Annotated in this window: 19 protein-coding genes; 14 read left to right on the top strand and 5 right to left on the bottom strand. The window is 71.2% G+C overall.

What is annotated here, in order from left to right; all coding sequences use genetic code 11:
* Window positions 1-162 precede the first annotated feature (162 nt).
* Both ABG085_RS19220 and ABG085_RS19215 read left to right on the top strand, forming a co-directional pair.
* Entirely contained in the window at window positions 163-987 is an 825-nt protein-coding gene (locus ABG085_RS19220; RefSeq protein ID WP_347977348.1) for an alpha/beta fold hydrolase, read from the top strand.
* Complete coding sequence (locus ABG085_RS19215; protein WP_347977347.1) at window positions 984-1307, top strand: SelT/SelW/SelH family protein; 324 nt, start codon at window positions 984-986, stop codon at window positions 1305-1307. Before ABG085_RS19220 ends, ABG085_RS19215 begins: the two co-directional genes overlap by 4 nt.
* A gap of 3 nt (window positions 1308-1310) precedes the next feature.
* Here ABG085_RS19215 and ABG085_RS19210 read toward each other — a convergent pair whose 3' ends face one another.
* Window positions 1311-1757 carry a hypothetical protein gene (locus ABG085_RS19210; protein WP_347977346.1) on the bottom strand — a complete coding sequence of 149 codons (447 nt, stop codon included), beginning with the start codon at window positions 1755-1757 and terminating at the stop codon, window positions 1311-1313.
* Between the two features lie 250 nt (window positions 1758-2007).
* Between ABG085_RS19210 and ABG085_RS19205 the strand changes: the two genes are divergently transcribed.
* From ABG085_RS19205 to ABG085_RS19195, 3 genes are all read left to right on the top strand, one after another.
* Window positions 2008-3390 (top strand): aminotransferase class V-fold PLP-dependent enzyme, encoded by a 1383-nt coding sequence (locus ABG085_RS19205; RefSeq protein WP_347977345.1) that lies wholly within the window; start codon window positions 2008-2010, stop codon window positions 3388-3390.
* A gap of 268 nt (window positions 3391-3658) precedes the next feature.
* Window positions 3659-4387 (top strand): acyl-CoA synthetase, encoded by a 729-nt coding sequence (locus tag ABG085_RS19200; protein WP_347979245.1) that lies wholly within the window; start codon window positions 3659-3661, stop codon window positions 4385-4387.
* Complete coding sequence (locus tag ABG085_RS19195; protein ID WP_347977344.1) at window positions 4384-4728, top strand: amino acid transporter; 345 nt, start codon at window positions 4384-4386, stop codon at window positions 4726-4728. The genes ABG085_RS19200 and ABG085_RS19195 overlap by 4 nt, the downstream gene beginning before the upstream one ends.
* A 206-nt stretch (window positions 4729-4934) precedes the next feature.
* Here ABG085_RS19195 and purB read toward each other — a convergent pair whose 3' ends face one another.
* Together purB and ABG085_RS19185 are read right to left on the bottom strand one after the other, a co-directional pair.
* Entirely contained in the window at window positions 4935-6332 is a 1398-nt protein-coding gene (gene purB, locus ABG085_RS19190) for an adenylosuccinate lyase (protein ID WP_347977343.1), read from the bottom strand.
* 70 nt (window positions 6333-6402) lie between these two features.
* Entirely contained in the window at window positions 6403-6909 is a 507-nt protein-coding gene (locus ABG085_RS19185) for a low molecular weight protein-tyrosine-phosphatase (protein WP_347977342.1), read from the bottom strand.
* 162 nt (window positions 6910-7071) lie between these two features.
* Between ABG085_RS19185 and ABG085_RS19180 the strand changes: the two genes are divergently transcribed.
* From ABG085_RS19180 to ABG085_RS19170, 3 genes are all read left to right on the top strand, one after another.
* Window positions 7072-10308, top strand: coding sequence for an ExeM/NucH family extracellular endonuclease (locus tag ABG085_RS19180; RefSeq protein WP_347977341.1), 3237 nt, complete (start codon window positions 7072-7074; stop codon window positions 10306-10308).
* 173 nt (window positions 10309-10481) lie between these two features.
* On the top strand, window positions 10482-10784 hold the full coding sequence (locus tag ABG085_RS19175) for a hypothetical protein (protein ID WP_347977340.1): 303 nt from the start codon (window positions 10482-10484) through the stop codon (window positions 10782-10784).
* Window positions 10781-12358, top strand: a complete 1578-nt coding sequence (locus ABG085_RS19170) for a hypothetical protein (protein WP_347977339.1) — start codon at window positions 10781-10783, stop codon at window positions 12356-12358. Before ABG085_RS19175 ends, ABG085_RS19170 begins: the two co-directional genes overlap by 4 nt.
* Before the next feature lies 1 nt (window position 12359).
* Here the strand turns inward: ABG085_RS19170 and ABG085_RS19165 are convergent, their stop codons facing one another.
* Window positions 12360-12749, bottom strand: coding sequence for a phage holin family protein (locus ABG085_RS19165; RefSeq protein ID WP_347977338.1), 390 nt, complete (start codon window positions 12747-12749; stop codon window positions 12360-12362).
* A gap of 92 nt (window positions 12750-12841) precedes the next feature.
* Between ABG085_RS19165 and ABG085_RS19160 the strand changes: the two genes are divergently transcribed.
* From ABG085_RS19160 to ABG085_RS19135, 6 genes are all read left to right on the top strand, one after another.
* Window positions 12842-13048, top strand: coding sequence for a ribbon-helix-helix protein, CopG family (locus ABG085_RS19160; protein ID WP_347977337.1), 207 nt, complete (start codon window positions 12842-12844; stop codon window positions 13046-13048).
* Window positions 13045-13416, top strand: coding sequence for a type II toxin-antitoxin system death-on-curing family toxin (locus tag ABG085_RS19155; protein ID WP_347977336.1), 372 nt, complete (start codon window positions 13045-13047; stop codon window positions 13414-13416). The genes ABG085_RS19160 and ABG085_RS19155 overlap by 4 nt, the downstream gene beginning before the upstream one ends.
* A 10-nt stretch (window positions 13417-13426) precedes the next feature.
* Window positions 13427-14548: a histidinol-phosphate transaminase gene (locus ABG085_RS19150; RefSeq protein ID WP_347977335.1), complete on the top strand. Its 1122-nt coding sequence runs from the start codon at window positions 13427-13429 to the stop codon at window positions 14546-14548.
* Window positions 14549-14601: 53 nt separating this feature from the next.
* Complete coding sequence (locus ABG085_RS19145) at window positions 14602-15726, top strand: thiamine pyrophosphate-dependent dehydrogenase E1 component subunit alpha (RefSeq protein ID WP_347977334.1); 1125 nt, start codon at window positions 14602-14604, stop codon at window positions 15724-15726.
* A 62-nt stretch (window positions 15727-15788) separates the two neighbouring features.
* Window positions 15789-16754, top strand: a complete 966-nt coding sequence (locus ABG085_RS19140) for an alpha-ketoacid dehydrogenase subunit beta (RefSeq protein WP_347979244.1) — start codon at window positions 15789-15791, stop codon at window positions 16752-16754.
* A gap of 508 nt (window positions 16755-17262) precedes the next feature.
* Complete coding sequence (locus tag ABG085_RS19135) at window positions 17263-18645, top strand: dihydrolipoamide acetyltransferase family protein (RefSeq protein WP_347977333.1); 1383 nt, start codon at window positions 17263-17265, stop codon at window positions 18643-18645.
* On the opposite strand, the gene ABG085_RS19130 is transcribed toward ABG085_RS19135, so the two are convergent.
* Window positions 18593-20104 carry a glycosyltransferase gene (locus tag ABG085_RS19130; RefSeq protein ID WP_347977332.1) on the bottom strand — a complete coding sequence of 504 codons (1512 nt, stop codon included), beginning with the start codon at window positions 20102-20104 and terminating at the stop codon, window positions 18593-18595. The genes ABG085_RS19135 and ABG085_RS19130 overlap by 53 nt on opposite strands.
* Window positions 20105-20107: the final 3 nt, after the last annotated feature.

Here is a 20107-nt window from a genome sequence, read left to right as displayed (position 1 = left end):
GAAGAGCCGCGAACACTCAGCCCCGTTGCGAATCGGTGCCGAAGGGCGTAACCTCTCCCGCTTCGCCCGCGCCTCGCGGCTGCGACTCGAGGTTCCCGCCTGCGCCGCACGGGCCCGAGGCGATGCAGCCGTACGGGTGCGCGGAAGAGCAGAATGGCGGACATGGATGCCGTCGCCCCCCTCGTGCGCACCGAGATGCCGCCGCCCAGTTACGTGATGTCGGCAGAGGGGTACCAGCTCGCGACGTACGCGTGGGGCGAGCCGGAAGCCGAGACCGTCCTGTGCGTGCACGGATTCGCCTCGAGCTGCCGCGACAACTGGGTCGACACCGGCTGGGTGCGGATGCTGACAGCAGCCGGATACCGCGTCATCGGCGTCGATCAGCGCGGTCACGGGGCCAGCGACAAGCCCGACGACGCGCTCGCGTACTCCATGGCGGCCTTCGTCGCCGACCTCGTCGTGGTGCTCGACACCTACCTGGTCGAGGCCGTGCGGTACGTCGGATACTCGCTCGGAGCACGCGTGGGCTGGCAGCTCGCCGTCGACGCGCCCGAGCACATCAGCCGTGCCGTGCTGGGCGGCATCCCTGACGGCCGCCCCCTCGGCCGCCTGCGGATCGATCAGGCCCGGGCGTATGCCGAAGAGGGCATACCGGTCACCGACGCCGTGACGCAGAACTACGTGCGGCTGGCCGAGCGCGTGCCGGAGAACGACCTGCGTGCCCTGATCGCGCTCGCCGAGGGCATGCGCTTCGGCGACGCCGACCCCGATCCCGAGCGTCCGCCCCGGCAGCCCGTGCTGTTCGCCACCGGGTCGGAGGACGCGATCCTCGAACGCTCGCGCACTCTCGCCGGTACGGCACCGCACGGCACTTTCCTCGAGATTCCCGGCCGCCACCACTTCAACACGCCGGGCTCGCGTGCGTTCCGCGAGGCGGCGCTGGAGTTCCTCTCGCCGGACCTCTCCCCCGCCGGGGGCGTCGCATGACGCACCGCGTGCGCGTGATCTACTGCACGCAGTGCGCATGGATGCTCCGAGCGGCATGGGTTGCCCAGGAGCTGCTGACCACCTTCCAGGCCGAGCTCATGGGCGGCGGCGCCACCCTCGAGCCCGGCACCGGGGGGATCTTCGAGGTCTACGCCGACGACGAGCTGGTGTGGTCGCGCGCCGCCGACGGCGGCTTCCCCGACATCGTCGCGCTCAAGCGCCGGGTGCGGGACCGCATCGCCCCCGGGCGTCAGCTCGGTCACGCCGACCGCGCCGCCGCCCGCTCGGGGAACGGCGGCGACGCGGCGGCGACGAGCTAGGCCCTACGCCGATGCGACGGCGGTCTTCACCAGCTGGGTGATGCGCTTCTCGACCGCGGGGGTCCAGGCGAGCACGGCGAAGCCGATGGGCCACATGTCGCCGTCATCGAGCTGCGAAGGCTCGTCGAAGTTGATCGTGGCGTAGCGCGTCTTGAACTTCGACGACGGCTGGAGGAACACGACCACCTTGCCGTCGCCGTTCGCATACGCGGGGAAGCCGTAGAAGGTCTTCGGCACGAGGTCGGGCGCGGTCTCGGAGACGACCTTGTGCAGGCCCTCGGCGAGCACCTTGTCGGTGCCCTCGAGCTTGCCGATCGCCTCGAGCACCTGCTTGGTGCCCGCTTCGCGGTTCTTCCCGGCCTTGGCCTGGGCGCGCAGCTCTTTTGCGCGGTCCTTGACGGCCTGGCGCTCGATATCGCTCAGTCCGTCCGACGTCGTCTTGCCGGCCATGTCCGTTCTCCTTTGCGTTCGTGGGGCCGCCTCGCGGCTTGTGATCTTCACGCTATGACGCCGCCGTCGGGCGCGCTTCTCCATTCCTGCTGGATCATCCGCACGAGCGTCTGCCTGGATTGGGGCGCACCGCGTCCGTTCGGGGCGCGTGCCGCACGCCCCGAGCGCACGCGGTGCGCCCCGAACTCCCTCGTTCCGAACGATCGCGGTGGTCTAGCGTGATCTCGAGCCTGACCATGGAGGAGACGCAATGTCCGCGACATCCCCGCACGAGATGCACGCCATCTCGCCCGACACGCGTCACACGGTCGAGGACGTGCTCGAATACGCGCGGCGCCGTGCCCTGTACGAGGACGTGCCCCTCGACAAGCCCATGACGCCGCGCGATCTCGAGCGGCTGGCGTCGGGGTCGATCACCGCCGACGGCATCGGCTCGCGGCGCGCCATCGCGCTGTTCGAGAACGTGCTCGCGCCGTCCTGCGTGTCGACCGACCACCCCGGCTACCTCTCGTTCATCCCCTCGGCCCCCACCAAGGCCTCGCTGGCATTCGACGTCGTGGTGTCGGCATCCGCCATCTACGGCGGCTCGTGGATGGAGGGCTCCGGCGCGGTGTACGCCGAGAACGAGGTGCTGCACTGGCTGGCGAAGGAGTTCGGCATGCCGCCCGGCGCGGGCGGCGTCTTCGTGCAGGGCGGCACGATCGGCAACCTCTCGGCCCTCGTGACGGCACGGGATGCCGCGCGCCGGCGGCTGTCGGACGAGGGGCGGCCTGCTCCCGCGCGGTGGGTGGTCGTCTGCAGCGCCGAGGCGCACTCGTCGATCGCCTCGGCGGCGGCCGTCATGGACGTGGACGTCGCGACCGCCGAGGTCGACGCCGACGGACGCCTGCACGGCGATGCCGTCGCGCGGGTGCTCGACGAGTACGGCGACGCGGTGCTCGCCGTGGTGGCCACCGGCGGCACGACGAACTTCGGCATCGTCGACGACATCGCCGGCGTCGGCGCCGTGGCGCGCGAGCGCGGCGTGTGGTTCCACGTCGACGGCGCGTACGGCCTGGCGGCGATGCTCGTCGAGCGGATGCGCCCGGTGTTCGCGGGCGTCGAACTCGCCGACTCGGTCATCGTCGATCCGCACAAGTGGCTGTTCGCGCCGTTCGACGCGTGCGCGCTCATCTACCGCGAGCCCGCGCTGGCGCTGTCGGCGCACACGCAGAAGGCCGAGTACCTCGACACGCTCACCGGCAAGCCGGACTGGAATCCGTCGGATCTCGCCATCCAGCTGACCCGCCGCGCGCGTGGTCTGCCGCTGTGGTTCTCACTCGCCACCCACGGCACCGACTCGTACCGGGCGACGATCGAGTACGGCATCGATCTCGCCCGCCGCATCGCCGACGAGATCGAGGCGCGCGACGGGCTGTCGCTCGTGCGCGACCCGCAGCTGTCGGTGGTGGTGTTCCGCCGCGAGGGCTGGACGCTCGCCGACTACGAGGCCTGGTCGGACCGCCTCCTCGAAGAGCAGCACGCGTTCGTCGTGCCCAGCTCCCACGCCGGCGAGCCGGTGCTGCGGTTCGCGATCATCTCGCCGCTCACCACGTTCGAACTGCTCACCGGCATCCTCGACACCTTGAACTGACGGATGCCGGAGGCCCCGGCATCCGTCCCCGCTCCGTTGCCCTCGCCACGCGCTCGCCCCCGGCGTTCGCCCGGAACAGGTGTTCCGGCGAGGACAGGCCGATTCGGCGCGCGTCGTCCTGCGCACCGCGAAACACCTGTCCTGGGTCGGCGTGGGGGTGTGCACACGGAGGTCGCGCAGGGGGTTCAGGATGCTGTCACCTATGACGCACGTAGACTGGGAGGCATCCGTTCTCGTTCCCGAGAACCCGCCTCTCCGCAGGATCACCGTGACCTCAGCCGATTCCCGCACGTTCGCCGTGCGCCACGTGCAGCTCGCGCGCGCCGCCTTCGCGGCGATCGCGGCGATCATGATCACGTTCTCGCCGGACCATTCGGCACTGGTCGGCAGCGCGGTCTTCAGCGGCTTCGCCATCGCCACCGGCCTCGTGCTGCTGCTCTCGGTGTGGCTGGTGTACCCGGCAGGCCGCCGCTGGCCGGCCGCCGCACTGGGCGGCGTGACGGTCGTCGCGGGAATGGCGAGCGGCCTCCATCCGCTGCGCACCGTGGCCGGCTACTTCGCCATCGTCATCACGTGGGCGCTCATCAGCGGCGTCATCGAGCTCATCGCCGGGTGGCGCGGCCTCGCCGGCGGCCGCACGCGCCGAGAGATCGCACCGGGGGTCGCCGACGCCCGCCCCGCCGCGCCCGTCGGGCCGCGGTCCGAGAGCCGCGATGCCGCCGTGGTCGGCGCGATCACGGCGCTGCTCGGCATCGCGCTGCTCTTCGTCCAGCCCGCGTATGCGCTGGACTACACGATCGAAGAGGCGAGCGCGACGTTCACCCTCACCGGCATCACCATCGGCGTCGGGCTGTTCGGCGGCTACGCGGCGATCGTCGCGGTGTACCTCGGCATCGCCGGCTTCTCGCCGCGCCCCGTCGAGCCGGACACGGCCGAGGACTTCACGGCGAATGCACCCGCATCCACCGAACCCACCCCGCAGAAGGACTCCGCGTGAGCCACGACAGCCCCACCCGCCGCGACCTGATGAAGCCCGTGCAGCTGCTCGGGATGGCCTTCGGCGCCGCGCTGTTCGCGGGAATCGTGACGCTCGTGTCGATGGGCTTCTTCCAGCAGCGCACCGCCGACGAGGCTCAGCGCGCCATCATCACCGCCCTGGTCGTCGCGGGCGTCAGCTTCATCGCGGTGCTGCTCATCGTCTCGCTGCTGCTGCTCGCGGTCGACCCCGCCCAGGTGGCGAAGCAGATCGACCGGCCGGTGCTCTTCGACGACGAGTCCGAGAAGCCGGAGCCGGGCGACGATCCGGATGCCGCGGCATCCGCTGACCCGAAAGCCTGACCCCGTCGCTGAGCTGCCACCGGGCCTCTTTGCTCGGTCGTTGAGCGAGCGAGGAACGCGGTCGTTGAGCGAGCTTGCGAGTCGAAACGCAGAGACGAAACGCCCGCACCCGGCGCAGAAAGTCGGCTCGGCGCGTTTCGTCTCGGTCGCTGGCGCTCCCTCGCTCAACGACCGGGATCCTTTGCCGCGGTCGTTGAGCGGAACGACTAACCGAGCTCGTCGACGAGCTTCGAGGCCAGGCCGTCGTAGGTCGCGGGGGTGAGCGCGAGCAGGCGCTCCTTCGCGTCGTCGCCGATGTCGAGCCCCCGCACGAACTCGGCGAGCTCGGGCGCGCCGACGCGGCGGCCGCGGGTGAGGTCCTTGAGCAGCGCGTAGGGGTCGCTGATCTGCGAGCGGCCGGCGGCGATCTCGGCGCGGACCACCGTCTGGATCGCCTCGGCGAGCACCTCCCAGTTGGTGTCGAGGTCGGCCAGCAGCACGTCCTCGGCCAGCGAGATCTCGCGCAGCCCGCGCTGCAGGTTGTCGAGGGCGAGCAGTGCGTGCCCGAAGGCGACGCCGATGTTGCGCTGCGTCGTCGAGTCGGTCAGGTCGCGCTGCATGCGGCTCGTGACGAGCGTCTGCGAGAGCGTCGCGAGCAGTCCGCCCGCGATCTCGAGGTTCGCCTCGGCGTTCTCGAACCGGATCGGGTTGATCTTGTGCGGCATCGTCGACGAGCCGGTCGCCCCGGCGACCGGGATCTGCGTGAAGTAGCCGATCGAGATGTACGTCCAGATGTCGGTCGCCAGATTGTGGAGGATGCCGCCGGCATGCCGCACGCGGTCGTACAGCTCGACCTGCCAGTCGTGGGACTCGATCTGGGTGGTGAGGATATTGAAGTCCAGCCCGAGACCCTCGATGAACGCACGGGAGACCTCGGGCCAGTCGACCTCGGGAGCGGCGGCGAGGTGCGCCGACCAGGTGCCGGTCGCGCCCGAGAACTTCGCCAGGTACTCCCCGCCCTCGATCTGGTCGGCGACGCGGGCGAGGCGCCACGCGAACACCCCCAGCTCCTTGCCCATCGTCGACGGGGTCGCGGGCTGGCCGTGGGTGCGCGACAGCATCGCGGCGTCGCGGTGCTGTACGGCGAGCTCGGTGAGCGCGGCGATGACGGCGCGCAGCTTCGGCAGCCAGATGCGCTGCACCGCGCGCTGCACGGTGAGGGCGTACGACGTCGAGTTGATGTCCTCGCTGGTGCAGGCGAAGTGGGTCAGCTCGGCGATGGCGTCGAGGCCGAGCGCCGACAGCCGGTCGCGCACCAGGTACTCGACGGCCTTGACGTCGTGGCGGGTGACCGCCTCCTTCTCGGCGAGCCAGTCGATCTCGGCCTGGCCGAACTCGAGGTACAACGCGCGCAGGCGGGCCTTGTCGGCGTCCTGCAGCGGCGCGGTGCCGAACAGCGAGCGGTCGGTGAGGGCGATGAGCCACTCCACCTCGACCTCGACGCGAGCCCGGTTGAGGCCGGCCTCCGAGAGGTACGCGCCCAGCTCGCCCACGGCGGCGCGATAGCGCCCGTCGAGGGGGCTCAGGGGCTGCCAGGGCAGGTCAGCAGGGGAAGGAGCGGTCACGGTGACTCCCGTCGGTCTCGGAGGGGCGGCGATCAGGGGCGACCGTCGGTCGGCGGCATGACGGCAGAGGTCATGGCGCCGGGCGGATGGCGGGTTCGAGCTGCCGGAAGAGCGCCCGGCTCGCGCTCTCGATCATACCGAGCACCTCGTCGAACATTCCGGGCCCGGCATAGTACGGGTCGGGCACGTCGAGCGTGTGGGCCGATGGATCGAACGACAGCAGCAGGGCGATCTTGTCGGCGTCGCCCTCGGTGCGCGCCCACCCGCGCAGGATCCGCTCGTGGCTGCGGTCCAGCGCCACCACGAGGTCGCTGTGGGCGAAGTCGGCGTGCGTGAACTGGCGCGCCCGGTGGTGGGCTCCGTCATACCCGGCGCGCTCGAGCGCCGCGATGGTGCGCAGATCCGCCTGCTCGCCCACGTGCCAGTCGCCGGTGCCGGCGCTCGTCGACGCCACGCGGGCGCCCAGGCCCGAGGCATCCGCGAACTCCCGGAACACCACTTCCGCCATCGGAGAGCGGCAGATGTTCCCCGTGCACACGAACACGACGCGGAAGGGCGCCACGTCGCTCGCGGTCATGGGGTCCATTCTGGCCTGAGCCGACACCGAACGTTAAGGATCTCTCCGCCTGGACTCTTCCGTGAACGGATGCCGCTCGCCTAGCTTTGCTCTCACGGGGAGGCGACCGGCCTGCCCTTCGCATGCGCGGCACACCATCCGCGCATCCCACGTGGAGGTTCCGTGTCCCATTCCCCCCGCAGACTGATCGCCGCCCTGGCGGCCGCCGCGCTGGCCGCCACCGGCGCGGCGGCGTTCGCCGCACCCGCCGCCGCGGCATCCGGAGATCTGCTCATCAGCGAGTACGTCGAAGGCAGCTCGTTCAACAAGGCGATCGAGATCTACAACCCGAGTGCGACCACCGTCGACCTGGCCGCCGCCGGGTACGCGCTGCAGGTGTACTTCGCACCGTCCACGACGCCGACGTCGTTTCCGCTGACCGGGACGGTGGCGGCGAACGACGTCTTCGTCTTCGCGCAGGGCCCGACCGCCTCGAACCCGGTCGACCCCGCGATCGGAGCGGTCGCAGACCAGACGACCACGGCGTCGCTGTTCAACGGCGACGACACGATCGCACTGGTGAAGAACGGCGTCATCGTCGACGTCTTCGGGCAGATCGGCAACGACCCGGGCGCCGAGTGGGGCACCGGGATCAACTCCACGCAGGACAACACGCTCCGCCGCGCCGCGGACACGTGCGTCGGCGACGAGAACGGCACGGACGCGTTCGACCCGACGGTCGGCTGGGTCGGCTATGCCACCAACACCTTCGACGGCCTCGGCACCCACACCGCCAACTGCGGCGGCGAGCCGCCCGCGCCGCGCGTCGTCATCAACGAGTTCTCGGCCGACACGGTCGGCACGGCCGACGTCGAGTACGTCGAGCTGCTCGCCAACCCTGCCACCACCGACCTCTCCGCCTACCGCGTGCTCGAGATCGAGGGCGATTTCAACGGCACCGTCACCGGCACCGTGGACGAGGTCATCTCGTTCGGCGCGGCTGACGCGTCGGGTCGCAGCCTCGCGACGCTCGCCAACGGCGCGCTCGAGAACGGCACCGTCAGCCTCCTCCTGGTGACCGGCACCGCGCCTTCCCTCGGCACGGACATCGACACGAACGACGACGGCGTCATCGACGACGGTCTCGGCTTCACCGTGGTGGATGCGGTCGCCGTCAGCGACGGCGGTGCGACGGATCTCGCCTACGGCGGCGTCGTCCTGGGCGTGTCGTATGACGGGCTCCCGTTCGATCCGGGCGGCGCCTCCCGCATCCCGGACGGCGCCGACACGAACGCCGCGACCGACTGGGTGCGCAACGACTTCGACCTCGCCGGCTACAACGGCACCGCCGGTACGCCGGCCTACGGCGAGGCGTTCAACACGCCGGGCGCCGTCAACGGCGCCGTCCCGCCGCCCCCGCCGATCGAGGCGGGCTGCGACCTCGATGTCGCCTCCATCAGCTCGGTGCAGGGGTCGGGTGCGGCATCTCCGCGCGACGGCGAATTCCTGCGGCTCGAGGGCACCGTGGTGGGCGACTTCCAGACCGGCGGATACGAGGGCTTCTACATCCAGGATGCCGGCGACGGCGTCGCGGCGACCTCCGATGGCATCTTCGTGCACTACCCGGCGGGGCCCGACGTCGCGGTGGGCGACGTGGTGAACGTGGCAGGCGAGGTCGACGAGTTCTTCGGCCTGACCGAGCTCAAGGCGCTCGACCTCGAGGTGTGCGCGACGGCGCAGCCGCTGCCGCCGGCCGTGCCGCTGACCCTGCCCGCGACCGAGACGCAGCGCGAGGCGCTGGAGGGCATGTACGTCACGCTTCCCCAGAACCTCGCGATCGGCGAGACGTTCGAGTACGGCCGCTTCGGCACGATCACCCTGACGAACGGGCGCCTCGACACGCCGACCGCGGTCGTCGAGCCGGGCGCACCGGCGAACGCCCTCGCCGCGGCGAACCTCGAGAACAGCATCACGCTCGACGACGGGCGCGGCACCCAGAACCCCGACCCGGCGATCCACCCGGACGGAGAGGTGTTCACGCTCGCGCACTCGTTCCGAAGCGGCGACCTGGTGCAGAACGCGATCGGCGTCCTGGACTACCGCTTCTCGACGTGGGGCGTGCAGCCCACCGACGGCGCCGACTTCACCGTCGCGAACGCGCGGCCGGAGCTGCCCGACGTCGGGGGCGACCTGAAGATCTCGAGCTTCAACGTGCTGAACTACTTCACGTCGCTCGACCCGACCCCCACGAATGACGACGACGACGACTACCACCGGGGTGCCGACACGGCCCTGGAGTTCCAGCGCCAGCAGGACAAGATCGTCGCCGCGCTCGCCGAGATCGACGCCGACGTGTTCGGCCTCCTCGAGATCGAGAACAACGGCACGGCGGTGCAGGCGCTCGCCGACGCGCTCAACGCGCTCGTCGGCCCTGGCACGTACGTTCCCGTCATGACCGGCAAGATCGGGACCGATGCGATCACCACGGCGATCATCTACAAGCCGTCGACCGTCACCCCGGTCGGCGCCTTCCAGCTCATGACGAGCGCGATCGACCCGGCCTGGTCGGACGCACGCCACCGGCCCGGGCTCACGCAGCGGTTCGTGTCGACCGAGTCGGGTGACGAGTTCGTGGTGTCGGTCAACCACCTGAAGTCGAAGGGCTCGGCGTGCTCTGAGAGTCCCGACCTCGGCGACGGTCAGGGCAACTGCAGCGCGGCTCGCACGGCCGCTGCGAAGGCGCTTACCACGTGGCTGAACACCCAGGTGGCGACCGACGGCCGCGCGATCGTGATCGGCGACCTGAACGCGTACGACCACGAGGACGCGATCGACGCCTTCGTGGCGGGCGGCTTCACCGACCTCGAGAAGAAGTTCAACGGCGAGCACGCGTACTCGTACGTGTTCGACGGGCAGATCGGCTACCTCGACTACGCCCTCGCGCAGCCGGCGCTGCGCGCCGATGTGTCGGGTGCGGCGGCGTGGCATATCAACGCCGACGAGCCGAGCCTCATCGACTACGACATGTCGTTCAAGCAGGCGGCGCAGGACGCGCTGTGGGCACCCGATCCCTACCGGTCGAGCGACCACGACCCGGTGATCGTGGGGCTGAACCTCACGCCGGACACGACGGACCCCACCATCGAGGTGACCGCCGACCCGTCGACCGTGTTCCCGCCGAACAACAAGCTCCGCACGGTGGAATTCACGATCGACGCCGCCGATGACCGCGGCGACGTCACGGTGGAGTTCGACGGGGTCGGTGTCGCGGGCTCGTCGAAGGCGCGCTGGGAGCAGATCGACGACGACACCTTCCGGGTGCTGGCCGTGAAGGGTGCGGTCTATCGCTTCACCTGGACGGCGACGGATGCCGCGGGCAACACCGCGACGGACAGCGCAGAGGTGGTCGTCGGCAAGTAGCCGACCGCGAGCCGGCTGCCTCGAGGAGCGTCGTTCCACACGCGGAACGGCGCTCCTCCGTCGCAGCGCCACCTCCTTCAAGCGCCTCCTCCACAGCCGGCCGGGCGGGCGCACTCTCCACGGACTCCCGCCGACGCGCTCGACCGCACTCTGCCGAGGACGACGATCGACGGGTGACGTTCGCTTTCCCGCCCGCCGACTCGGCGGCTCACCAGCTGTCCCAGATCGAGCGCGAGCTCTCACGACTCCTCTGGCGGATCACGGATGCCGCGCACGTCGCCCGGGGTCTCGCCGACGCCGTCGACTGGCAGGCGAAGGCCGCGAGCGCCTTCCACGAGCGCGCCGCGGCGTGGGCGGGCGACGTGTCGGGCCTGTCGTGCCTCGCCGAGACGGCTCGGTACGACGCCGCACGCGCCCGTGATCGCGCCGCGTTCGCGGAGTCCCTCACCGGACTGCTTCCGGGAGCCGCTCGATGAGCGAGACGCGGGCGGGCGACGACCCGCTCTCACCGGGGCTCGCCGGGGACGGCACCTCGCCCGCACCCGGACCCCTGGCTCCCGACCTCAGCCAGCAAGCAGGCCGGCTCGGGCCGAACGAGGGGATCATCGGCCTGTTCGCCGATCACTGGCCCCGCGTCGACGACGGCGTGCAGATCCGCAGCGGTGGTGCCGTGGCCGTCGACACGGCGACGCTGTCGGCGGCCGCCGTGCGCTTCGACGCCGCCCGAGAGGCGCTCGCCGAGGTCGCCGGAAGCGTGCGGGCGCTGCAGTGCGAGCTGCGGATGCAGCCGGTGCACGCCGACGATGCCCGGGCGTCGGCATCCGTGCTGGCGGCGCAGCTGGAGACCGTGCAGGCGGAGGCGGAGGAGATCGCGCGGGCGCTCCGCGAGGCGGCGTACGCCTACGAGATGGTCGAGATCCAGGCCGCGCACCGGGCCGCCGTGCTCGCCGGCGACGGCGCTCGCGCGCAGCGCCTCGACGCGCGGCTGAGCGCTTTGGTCGAGCAGCATCCCGACGCCTGGCGGACGGCGCTCGGCGCGGAGTCGGGGTACGCCGTCGCGTGGCCCTCGGAGCTCGTGCGGCAGGCGACGCAGTGGGGCGTCGGCGTGGGCAGCGAGGTCCACGACGCCGGTGCCATCGCGGCGGGCGCCGGTGCCGGTCTGCTCACGCTCGGCGGCGCCGTCGCGGCCGGTCTCTCCGGCACGGGAAGGCTCTCGCGCGAGGCGCGGCTCTGGGGTGCGGCGGGTCCGGTGACAGTGACGCCCGTCGCACCGGCGGCACCCGGCAGCGCCGGACCGGTCGTCGCGCCGCCGCCCGCCGGACCCGGCAGCACGCCGGTCACGCTGCCGTCACGGGCGCCGTCGTCGGTGGCTCCGCAGAGCCTGGCCGCGGCGACCGCGCGCATTCCGAGCGACGGCGACGCACGGGTGCGGGTCGAGCGCTACGCGATGGCGGACGGGTCCCCGCGGTACGCCGTGTACATCGCCGGCATGCAATCGGGCGCGATGGGCGGCGACGACCCGTGGGACAACGCCTCGAACCTCGACCTGTACGCGGGACGGATGTCGGACTCCTACGCCGCGACCGAGGCGGCGCTCGCCGCGGCCGGCGCGCGACCGGGTGACGCGGTCCACGTGTTCGGCTTCTCCCAGGGCGCGATGATCGGAGCGCACCTCGCGCTGGAAGGCCCGTACGACACGCAGACGCTCGTGTCGCTCGGCTCACCCGTCGACGCGGACGTGGGACCCGGCACGCTGAGCGTGTCGGTGCGCCACACCGACGATCCCGTCGTCGCGCTCGCCGGCGGCGGGCACCCGGAGCCGGTCGGCGCGTCCGGCAGCTTCGTCGTGGAACGGGTGGCGGACCCTCAGGTCGCGCTCGACGACACGAGGCTGCCGGCACACCGCCTGACCGCGTACGCCGAGACCGCGGCGCTCGTCGACGGGTCGGCCGATCCGCGGGTGGACGGCCTCCGCGGCGTCCTCGACGAACTGGCCGGAGCGGAGTCCGTCGTGGTCACCGAGTACGCGGCGACCCGCGGCGACGGCTGAGTCAGTCCTTGCGAGGGCGCAGGAAGATGCCGAAGACCCAGTTGATGACGGTGATGATGACCGCGGCCACGACGCCCCACCAGAAGTCCTCGACGCGCAGGCCCCAGTTCCACCAGTGCGTGAGCCAGGCCGTCAGCCACAGCAGGAACGCGTTGATGAGCAGGCCGATGAGACCCAGGGTGAGGATGTAGAGCGGGAACGCCAGCACCTTGATGACGGTGCCGATGATCGTGTTCACCAGTGCGAAGATCGCCGCCACGATGAGCAGCGTCAGCACCATCTGGAGCGTCTCCCCCGGAGGGAAGGGGACGACGAAGACCTGGAGCACCGGGATCAGGGTGACGACCCAGATGGCGAACGCGTTGATGACGACGCGGATGAGGAAGCCCATAGTCCGCCCAGTCTTCCATGGCGGGGGGCAGCGTCCAACGGTTCGCACCGACCAACCTTGATACCGAAATGGTATCGACTTACCCTTTGGAGATGGCGATGACGATTCGACTTCCAGAAGAACTCGATCGGGCCCTCGACGCGATCGCTGAGGCCGAACACGTTTCGAAGCACGCGCTCGTTCTGCAGGGGGTCGAGCTCATCGTGGCGCGTCGAGCGCGTCGCGTCGACGTGGACGACGCCATCGACTTCGTACTGAGCCACGATGCCGAGCTGCTGCGGCGGCTCGAAGACGCATGACCCGATTCCTCGGCCTCGACGACGCACTCCACATCGCCACACGACTCGGATTCCATATCCGCGATGCCGGCTTGCTCGCATCCGCCATCGCCCGGCCGGCGACGACTCTTCTCGGTGACGACGCCTATCCGGCGCTGTCTCTCAAGGCGGCAGCGTTGCTCGAGAGTGTGGTGCGGAATCATCCGTTCGTCGACGGCAACAAACGCAGCGGATGGACGCTGGCCGTGACGTTCTCGTGGATCAACGGGTTCCGGCACGACATGACGGCCGATGAGGGCTTCGATCTGGTCGTGGGTGTGGCCGAAGGGCGCGTCAGCCTCGAGGCGTCCGCTGCGGCGTGGGAAGCGCATCTGATCCCCCGCTCGTAGACTCGGGACCGTGACCGACGCTCCCGAGATCCCCGTCCGCGTGCGCCCTGAAGTCGCCGCGCTGCCGCCGTACAAGCAGGGCCGGCAGGCCGGCGCAGAGGCGTTCAAGCTGTCGAGCAACGAGAACCCGTTCGACCCGCTGCCCGGCGTCCTCGAGCGCGTGCAGGCGGCGACCGCGCTGAACAGGTACCCCGACGCCAGCGCCGCACGCCTGCGGGAGCGTCTGGCCGAGCGATTCGGAGTCGGGGCCGACGGCATCCATATCGGTGCCGGAAGCGTCTCGATCCTGGCCCAGCTCGTGCTGGCGACGTCCGGCCCGGGCGATGAGGTCATCTACGCCTGGCGCTCCTTCGAGGCCTATCCGTGGCTCGCGGTCGTGGCCGGCGCCACCGCCGTGCAGGTGCCGCTCGCCGCCGGCGCCCGCCACGACCTCGACGCGATGGCCGCCGCGATCACGGAGCGCACGCGCGCCATCATCGTGTGCAGCCCGAACAACCCCACCGGCCCCGTCGTGACCCAGGCCGAGTTCGACGGGTTCGTCGCCCGCGTGCCCTCCGACGTGCTCGTGATCCTCGACGAGGCGTACTCCGAGTTCGTCACCGACCCCGACGCCGTCGACGGTGCCCGTGTGCTGGCGACCGACGCCCCCGCGAACGTCGTGGTGCTGCGCACCTTCAGCAAGGCCTACGGGCTCGCGGCCCTCCGCGTCGGCTACGCCGTCGGCCACCCGCGCGTCCTCGACGCCGCCCGCAGCACCGCCATCCCGCTGTCTGTCACCGCGCACGCCGAGGAGGCGGCCCTCGCGAGCCTCGATGCCGAGAGCGAGCTGCTCGAACGCGTCGGCGTCATCGCCGATCGCCGCGACCGCCTCGCCGACGGCCTGCGCGAGGCCGGGTGGAACGTCCCGGAGGCGCAGGGCAACTTCGTGTGGCTCCCGGCCGGAGGCGAGACCGCGACCTTCGCGGCAGCCTTCGAGGAGGCCGGCCTGATCGTCCGCCCGTTCGCCGGCGACGGCATCCGCATCTCGGTCGGCGAAGAGGAATCTGTTGACAAGGTCCTAGGGATTGCAGCATCCGTTGTGAAGAACCTCCCCGAAGGGCACCCAGGAGTGCGGGCTAGCGTAGAACGGTGACCCCGCCTGAAGACTTGGTGACGACTGGCGCCCCGGCACCTTCGGAGACCACCGTGCCCGAAGACCCCGCACTCGTCCGCTTCCTCGAAGCGGACGGCACCTTCGCTCCGACCCCCGCGGCCGAGCGATATCGCGCCGCCGTCGATGCGCTGACCGATGCCGACCTCGAGACGTTCTACCGCGACATGGCGGTCATCCGCGCGTTCGACGTGCAGGCGACCAACCTGCAGCGCCAGGGACAGCTCGCCCTCTGGCCGCCGAGCTACGGCCAGGAGGCCGCGCAGGTCGGCTCCGCACGCGCGGCGCGGACGCAGGACCACATCTTCCCGTCCTACCGCGAGCACGTCGTCACGAAGATCCGCGGCGTCGACCCGATCGACATCATCCGCGTGATGCGCGGACTGACGCACGGCGGATGGGACCCGACCGACCCCAAGAACGGCAACACCCACATCTACACGCTCGTGCTCGGCTCGCAGACGCTGCACGCGACGGGGTTCGGCATGGGTCTCGTCTTCGACGGGCGCTGCGGCACCGGCGACGCCGATCGCGACGAGGCCGTCATCGTCTACTACGGCGACGGCGCCTCCAGCCAGGGCGACGTGCACGAGGCGATGGTCTTCGCCGCGAGCTACCGCACCCCCGAGGTGTTCTTCCTCCAGAACAACCAGTGGGCGATCTCGGTGCCGGTCTCGACGCAGTCGCGCTCGCCGCTGTACAAGCGCGGCGCGGGCTACGGGATGCCGAGCACGCTGATCGACGGAAACGACGTGCTCGCGAGCTGGGCCGTCACGCGGGCCGCGCTCGACGACGCGCGCGCCGGCGGCGGACCGCAGGCGATCGAGGCGATGACCTACCGCCTCGGCGCGCACACGACGAGCGACGACCCCACGAAGTACCGCCCCTCGAGCGAGGAGGAGGCGTGGCGTCGCCGCGACCCCCTCGCCCGCATGAGGGCCTTCCTGCTCGCCCGCGGCGCGTCGGAGTCGTTCTTCGCCGAGGTGGACGCGGAGGGTGCGGCTCTCGCCGACGACATCCGCACGCGCACCAACGCGCTGGGCGGACTCGAGCCCGACGAGATGTTCGCCCACGTGTACTCCGAACCCCACCCCCTCATGGCCGAGCAGCGGGAGTGGCTCGCCGGGTACGAGGCATCCCTCGAGGGAGGCGCATCGTGACCGACACCGACATCCGCGCGACGAGCGCGACGGAAGCCGACGCGGCCGCGGCCGTCCAGACGATGCCGCTCAGCCGGGCCATCAACGCCGGCCTGCGCGCGTCCCTCGCGGGCAGCGACCGCGTGCTGCTGATGGGTGAGGACATCGGCAAGCTCGGCGGGGTCTTCCGCATCACCGAGGGCCTGCAGGCGGAGTTCGGCGAGCAGCGGGTGATCGACAGCCCGCTGGCGGAGTCCGGACTCGTGGGCACGGCGATCGGGCTGGCGCTGGCCGGGTTCCGACCGGTGGTCGAGATCCAGTTCGACGGGTTCGTGTTCCCCGCGTTCGACCAGATCACCTCGCAGCTGGCGAAGATCACCAACCGCCTCGAGGGTGCGGTGCAGATGCCGGTCGTCATCCGCATCCCGTACGGCGGGCACATCGGCGCCATCGAGCACCACCAGGAGAGCCCCGAGGCGTACTTCACGCACACCCCGGGACTGCGCGTCGTGAGCCCGTCGACACCCAACGACGGCTACTGGATGATCCAGGACGCGATCGCCTCGGCCGACCCGGTCATCTTCCTCGAGCCGAAGAGCAAATACTGGCAGAAGGGCGAGGTCGACACGTCGGCCCGCGCGCTGCCGCTGCACGCGTCGCGCATCGTCCGCCGCGGCACCGACGTCACGCTCGTCGGCCACGGCGCCATGGTGACGACGATGCTGCAGGCCGCCGTGCTCGCCGAGGCCGAGGGCACCAGCATCGAGGTGATCGACCTGCGCTCGCTCTCGCCTGTGGACTACGGGCCGATCCTCGAATCGGTGCGGCGCACCGGCCGCATGGTCTACGCGCAGGAGGCGCCGGGCTTCACGTCGCTCGGCTCCGAGGTGGCGGCCACCGTGATGGAGCGCGCGTTCTACGCGCTCGAGGCCCCCGTGCTGCGCGTGTCGGGGTTCGACGCGCCGTTCCCCCCTGCCAAGCTCGAAGGCGTCTTCCTGCCCGACGCCGACCGGATCCTCGAGGCCGTCGACCGGTCCCTCGCCTATTGAGAGGGAGCCGGTCGTTGAGCGAGCGAGGAACGAGCGAGACGAAACGCCTGCACCCGGCGTCTCGGTTCGGTTCGGCGCGTTTCGTCTCGGTCGCTGGCGCTCCCTCGCTCAACGACCGAGGAACCTTCTCCCGCTCGTTGAGCGAGCGAGGAACGAGCGAGACGAAACGCCTGGACCCGGCGTCTCGGTTCGGTTCGGCGCGTTTCGTCTCGGTCACTGGCGCTCCCTCGCTCAACGACCGAGGAACCTTCTCCCGCTCGTTGAGCGAGCGAGGAACGAGCGAGACGAAACGCCTGCACCCGGCGTCTCGGTTCGGTTCGGCGCGTTTCGTCTCGGTCGCTGGCGCTCCCTCGCTCAGCGACCGAGGAACCTTCTCCCGGTCGTTGAGCGAGCGAGGAACGAGCGAGACGAAACGCCTGCACCCGGCGTCTCGGTTCGGTTCGGCGCGTTTCGTCTCGGTCGCTGGCGCTCCCTCGCTCAACGACCGGGTTCTTCGAAAGGACACTCCATGAGCTCGACCCAGACGTTCGTCCTCCCCGATGTCGGCGAAGGCCTCACCGAGGCCGAGATCGTTCAGTGGCGGGTGGGCCCGGGCGACAGCGTCGCGGTCAACGACGTGCTCGTCGAGATCGAGACCGCGAAGTCGCTGGTCGAGCTGCCCTCGCCGTTCGCCGGCACCGTCGGCGAGCTGCTCGCCGCCGAGGGCGACACGGTGAACGTCGGCACGGCGATCATCACCATCTCTTCGACGACGGATGCCGCGTCCCCGGCGACCGTCGGGCAGTCCGAGCACGGCGAACCCGCCGAAGCGGCCGAGGGCGCGGGCGCCGTGCTCGTCGGGTACGGGACGGGCGGTCATGTCCAGTCGCGCCGTCGCAGGCCCGCGGTGCCGGCGGCCGAGCGAGTCGCGGCATCCGTCGGCATCATCGCGAAGCCCCCGATCCGCAAGCTCGCCCGCGATCTCGGGGTGGAGCTGGCCGCGGTCGCGCCGAGCGGCCCCGCCGGTGAGGTCACCCGCGACGACGTCGTGCGCCACGCGTCGCAGGCGAGCGTCTTCCGCAACATCGAGACGCCCGAGTGGGGCGACGTGCGCGAAGAGACCATCTCGGTCGCCGCGCCGGCGACCGCCGCCCGGTCGACGCCCGGCCCCGCGGAGGTCGCGCCGTCGACGCCCGCTCCCGACGCCGCCGGCCGTGAGGAGACCATCGCGGTCAAGGGCGTGCGCAAGGCCACGTCGTCGGCGATGGTGCAGTCGGCGTACTCGGCCCCGCACGTCTCGGTGTGGACCGACGTCGACGCCACTCGCACGATGGAGCTGGTCAAGCGGCTGAAGACCTCGCCGGACTTCGCGGACGTCAAGGTCTCGCCGCTGCTCATCATGGCGCGCGCCGTGATCTGGGCCGCGCGGCGCACCCCGATGGTCAATGCCGCGTGGGTGGATGCCGAGGGCGGCGCCGAGATCCGCGTCCGGCGCTACGTCAACCTCGGGATCGCCGCGGCGACTCCGCGCGGGCTCCTGGTGCCGAACATCAAGGACGCGCAGGATCTCTCGATGCGCGAACTGGCCCGGGCGCTGGAGAAGCTCACGCTGACCGCGCGGGAGGGGAAGACCACCCCCGCCGACCAGCACGGCGGCACCATCACCATCACCAACATCGGTGTCTTCGGCATGGACGCGGGCACCCCGATCATCAACCCGGGCGAGGCCGGGATCGTGGCGCTGGGCACGATCCGCCAGAAGCCGTGGGTCGTCGACGGCGAGGTGCGTCCGCGCTGGGTGACCACGGTCGCCGGCTCGTTCGACCACCGGGTCGTCGACGGCGACGGGATGTCGCGCTTCATCGCGGATGTGGCGTCGATCCTCGAAGAGCCCGCACTGCTCCTCGACTGACCCGCACCGCGCGTCCGACCGCGCGGCGCACGAACGAGCGGCGGGCCCGCCGGCGGCTGTCGTCGTGCCGGCGCATCGCGGCACGCTCGACCTCGGCCCACCGGGCGAGTGCCGCGTCATCGCTGTGACCCTCCTCGGCCACGCGCCGCGCGCTGCGCCGCAGTTCGGCGAAGGCGTCGTCATCGAGCGTGCAGAGCTCGACGAGCGCCGCGGTCGCGGCGGCGATGTCTCCGTCGGCCACGAGGTGACCCGTGCGGCCCGGCCGGATCAGCTCGGCCGGGCCGTAGGGGATGTCGTACGCGACGGGCACGCAGCCGGCGCCCATCGCCTCGAGGAGCGACAGTGACTCGCCCTCGGAGCGGCTGGTGAGGAGCGTCCACGCGCCGTCCGCGAAGCGCTCCGCAGCGTTCGTCGTGTAGCCGGCGAAGCGCACCACACCGTCGAGGCCGAGCCGGGCCGCCTCCTTCTCGAGGCGTCGGCGGTCGGGGCCGTCCCCCACGATCTCGGCGGTCACCGGCACGCCGAGCGCTCGCACGCGCGCCATCACCTCCAGGGCCTGATCGAGGCGCTTGAGACGGCTGAGCCGCGACACGATCACGCCGTGCAGCCGGTCGGGCGGCCGCAGCGGCATCCGATCCGGCACGGTCACCGCATTGTGGACGACGTGGAGTCCGCCGGTGTCGCCGAGCGCGGCGATCGCCGTGTCGCGCTGGCGCTCGGTGAGGAAGCAGACCGCATCCCACCGGTCGAGGTGCTCGAACAGCTCGCGACGCGATTGCGTCAGCCGCCCCGCGGCGTCGTGGTGCGCGCCGTGCACCAGGTGGATCAGCGTGACGTTCGCACGGCGGTAGTGCTGCAGCGAGTGGGCCGCGACCTTGCTGTCGACCACCGCCACCGCGGGCTCGCCGGCGAGCACCTCGTCCAGCCAGGCGAAGCGGAAGCGCCGGAGCGACTCCCACCGGCCCGTGACGCGCCCGTGGACATCGAGGGCGGTCACGACCCGGGTGGAGGCATCCGCACGCGGCAGCTGCTCGAGGACGGCGAGGGTGCCGTCGGCGCGGAGATGCTCGACCCGCACGAGCACGTCGCCGGTCGTCCAGCGACGCACCGTGCCGGCGGCGGTGACGATCTCATCGTCGGGCGGGCGCGCCGCGGGCGCCGGGGACGGCCGCGACGGCGCCGGCATCGCGGTGCGGGTTGCCGCACGGAAGTCCTCGTAGATGTTGCGCAGCACGACTCCGTCGTCGAGCTCGCCGCGCTCCTCGAGGTCGGCGCGCACGACGTCGTAGTCGGGCCGCGACTCGAAGGTCACGACGTCGGCTGTCGCGCCGGCGCGTGCGAACAGTCGCGAGCGGTGCAGGAGAGCCGCCGTCATGCCGCCGTAGCGGTCGGGGATTCCCCAGGTCACCGCGAGCTGCCGTCGGCAGGGCAGCCCGCTCGGGAGCGACGGATCCGACATGCG

This window comes from Microbacterium sp. ProA8 (assembly GCF_039905635.1).
Classification (GTDB): domain Bacteria; phylum Actinomycetota; class Actinomycetes; order Actinomycetales; family Microbacteriaceae; genus Microbacterium; species Microbacterium chionoecetis.
This window is presented reverse-complemented; position numbering and strand designations above follow the sequence as displayed.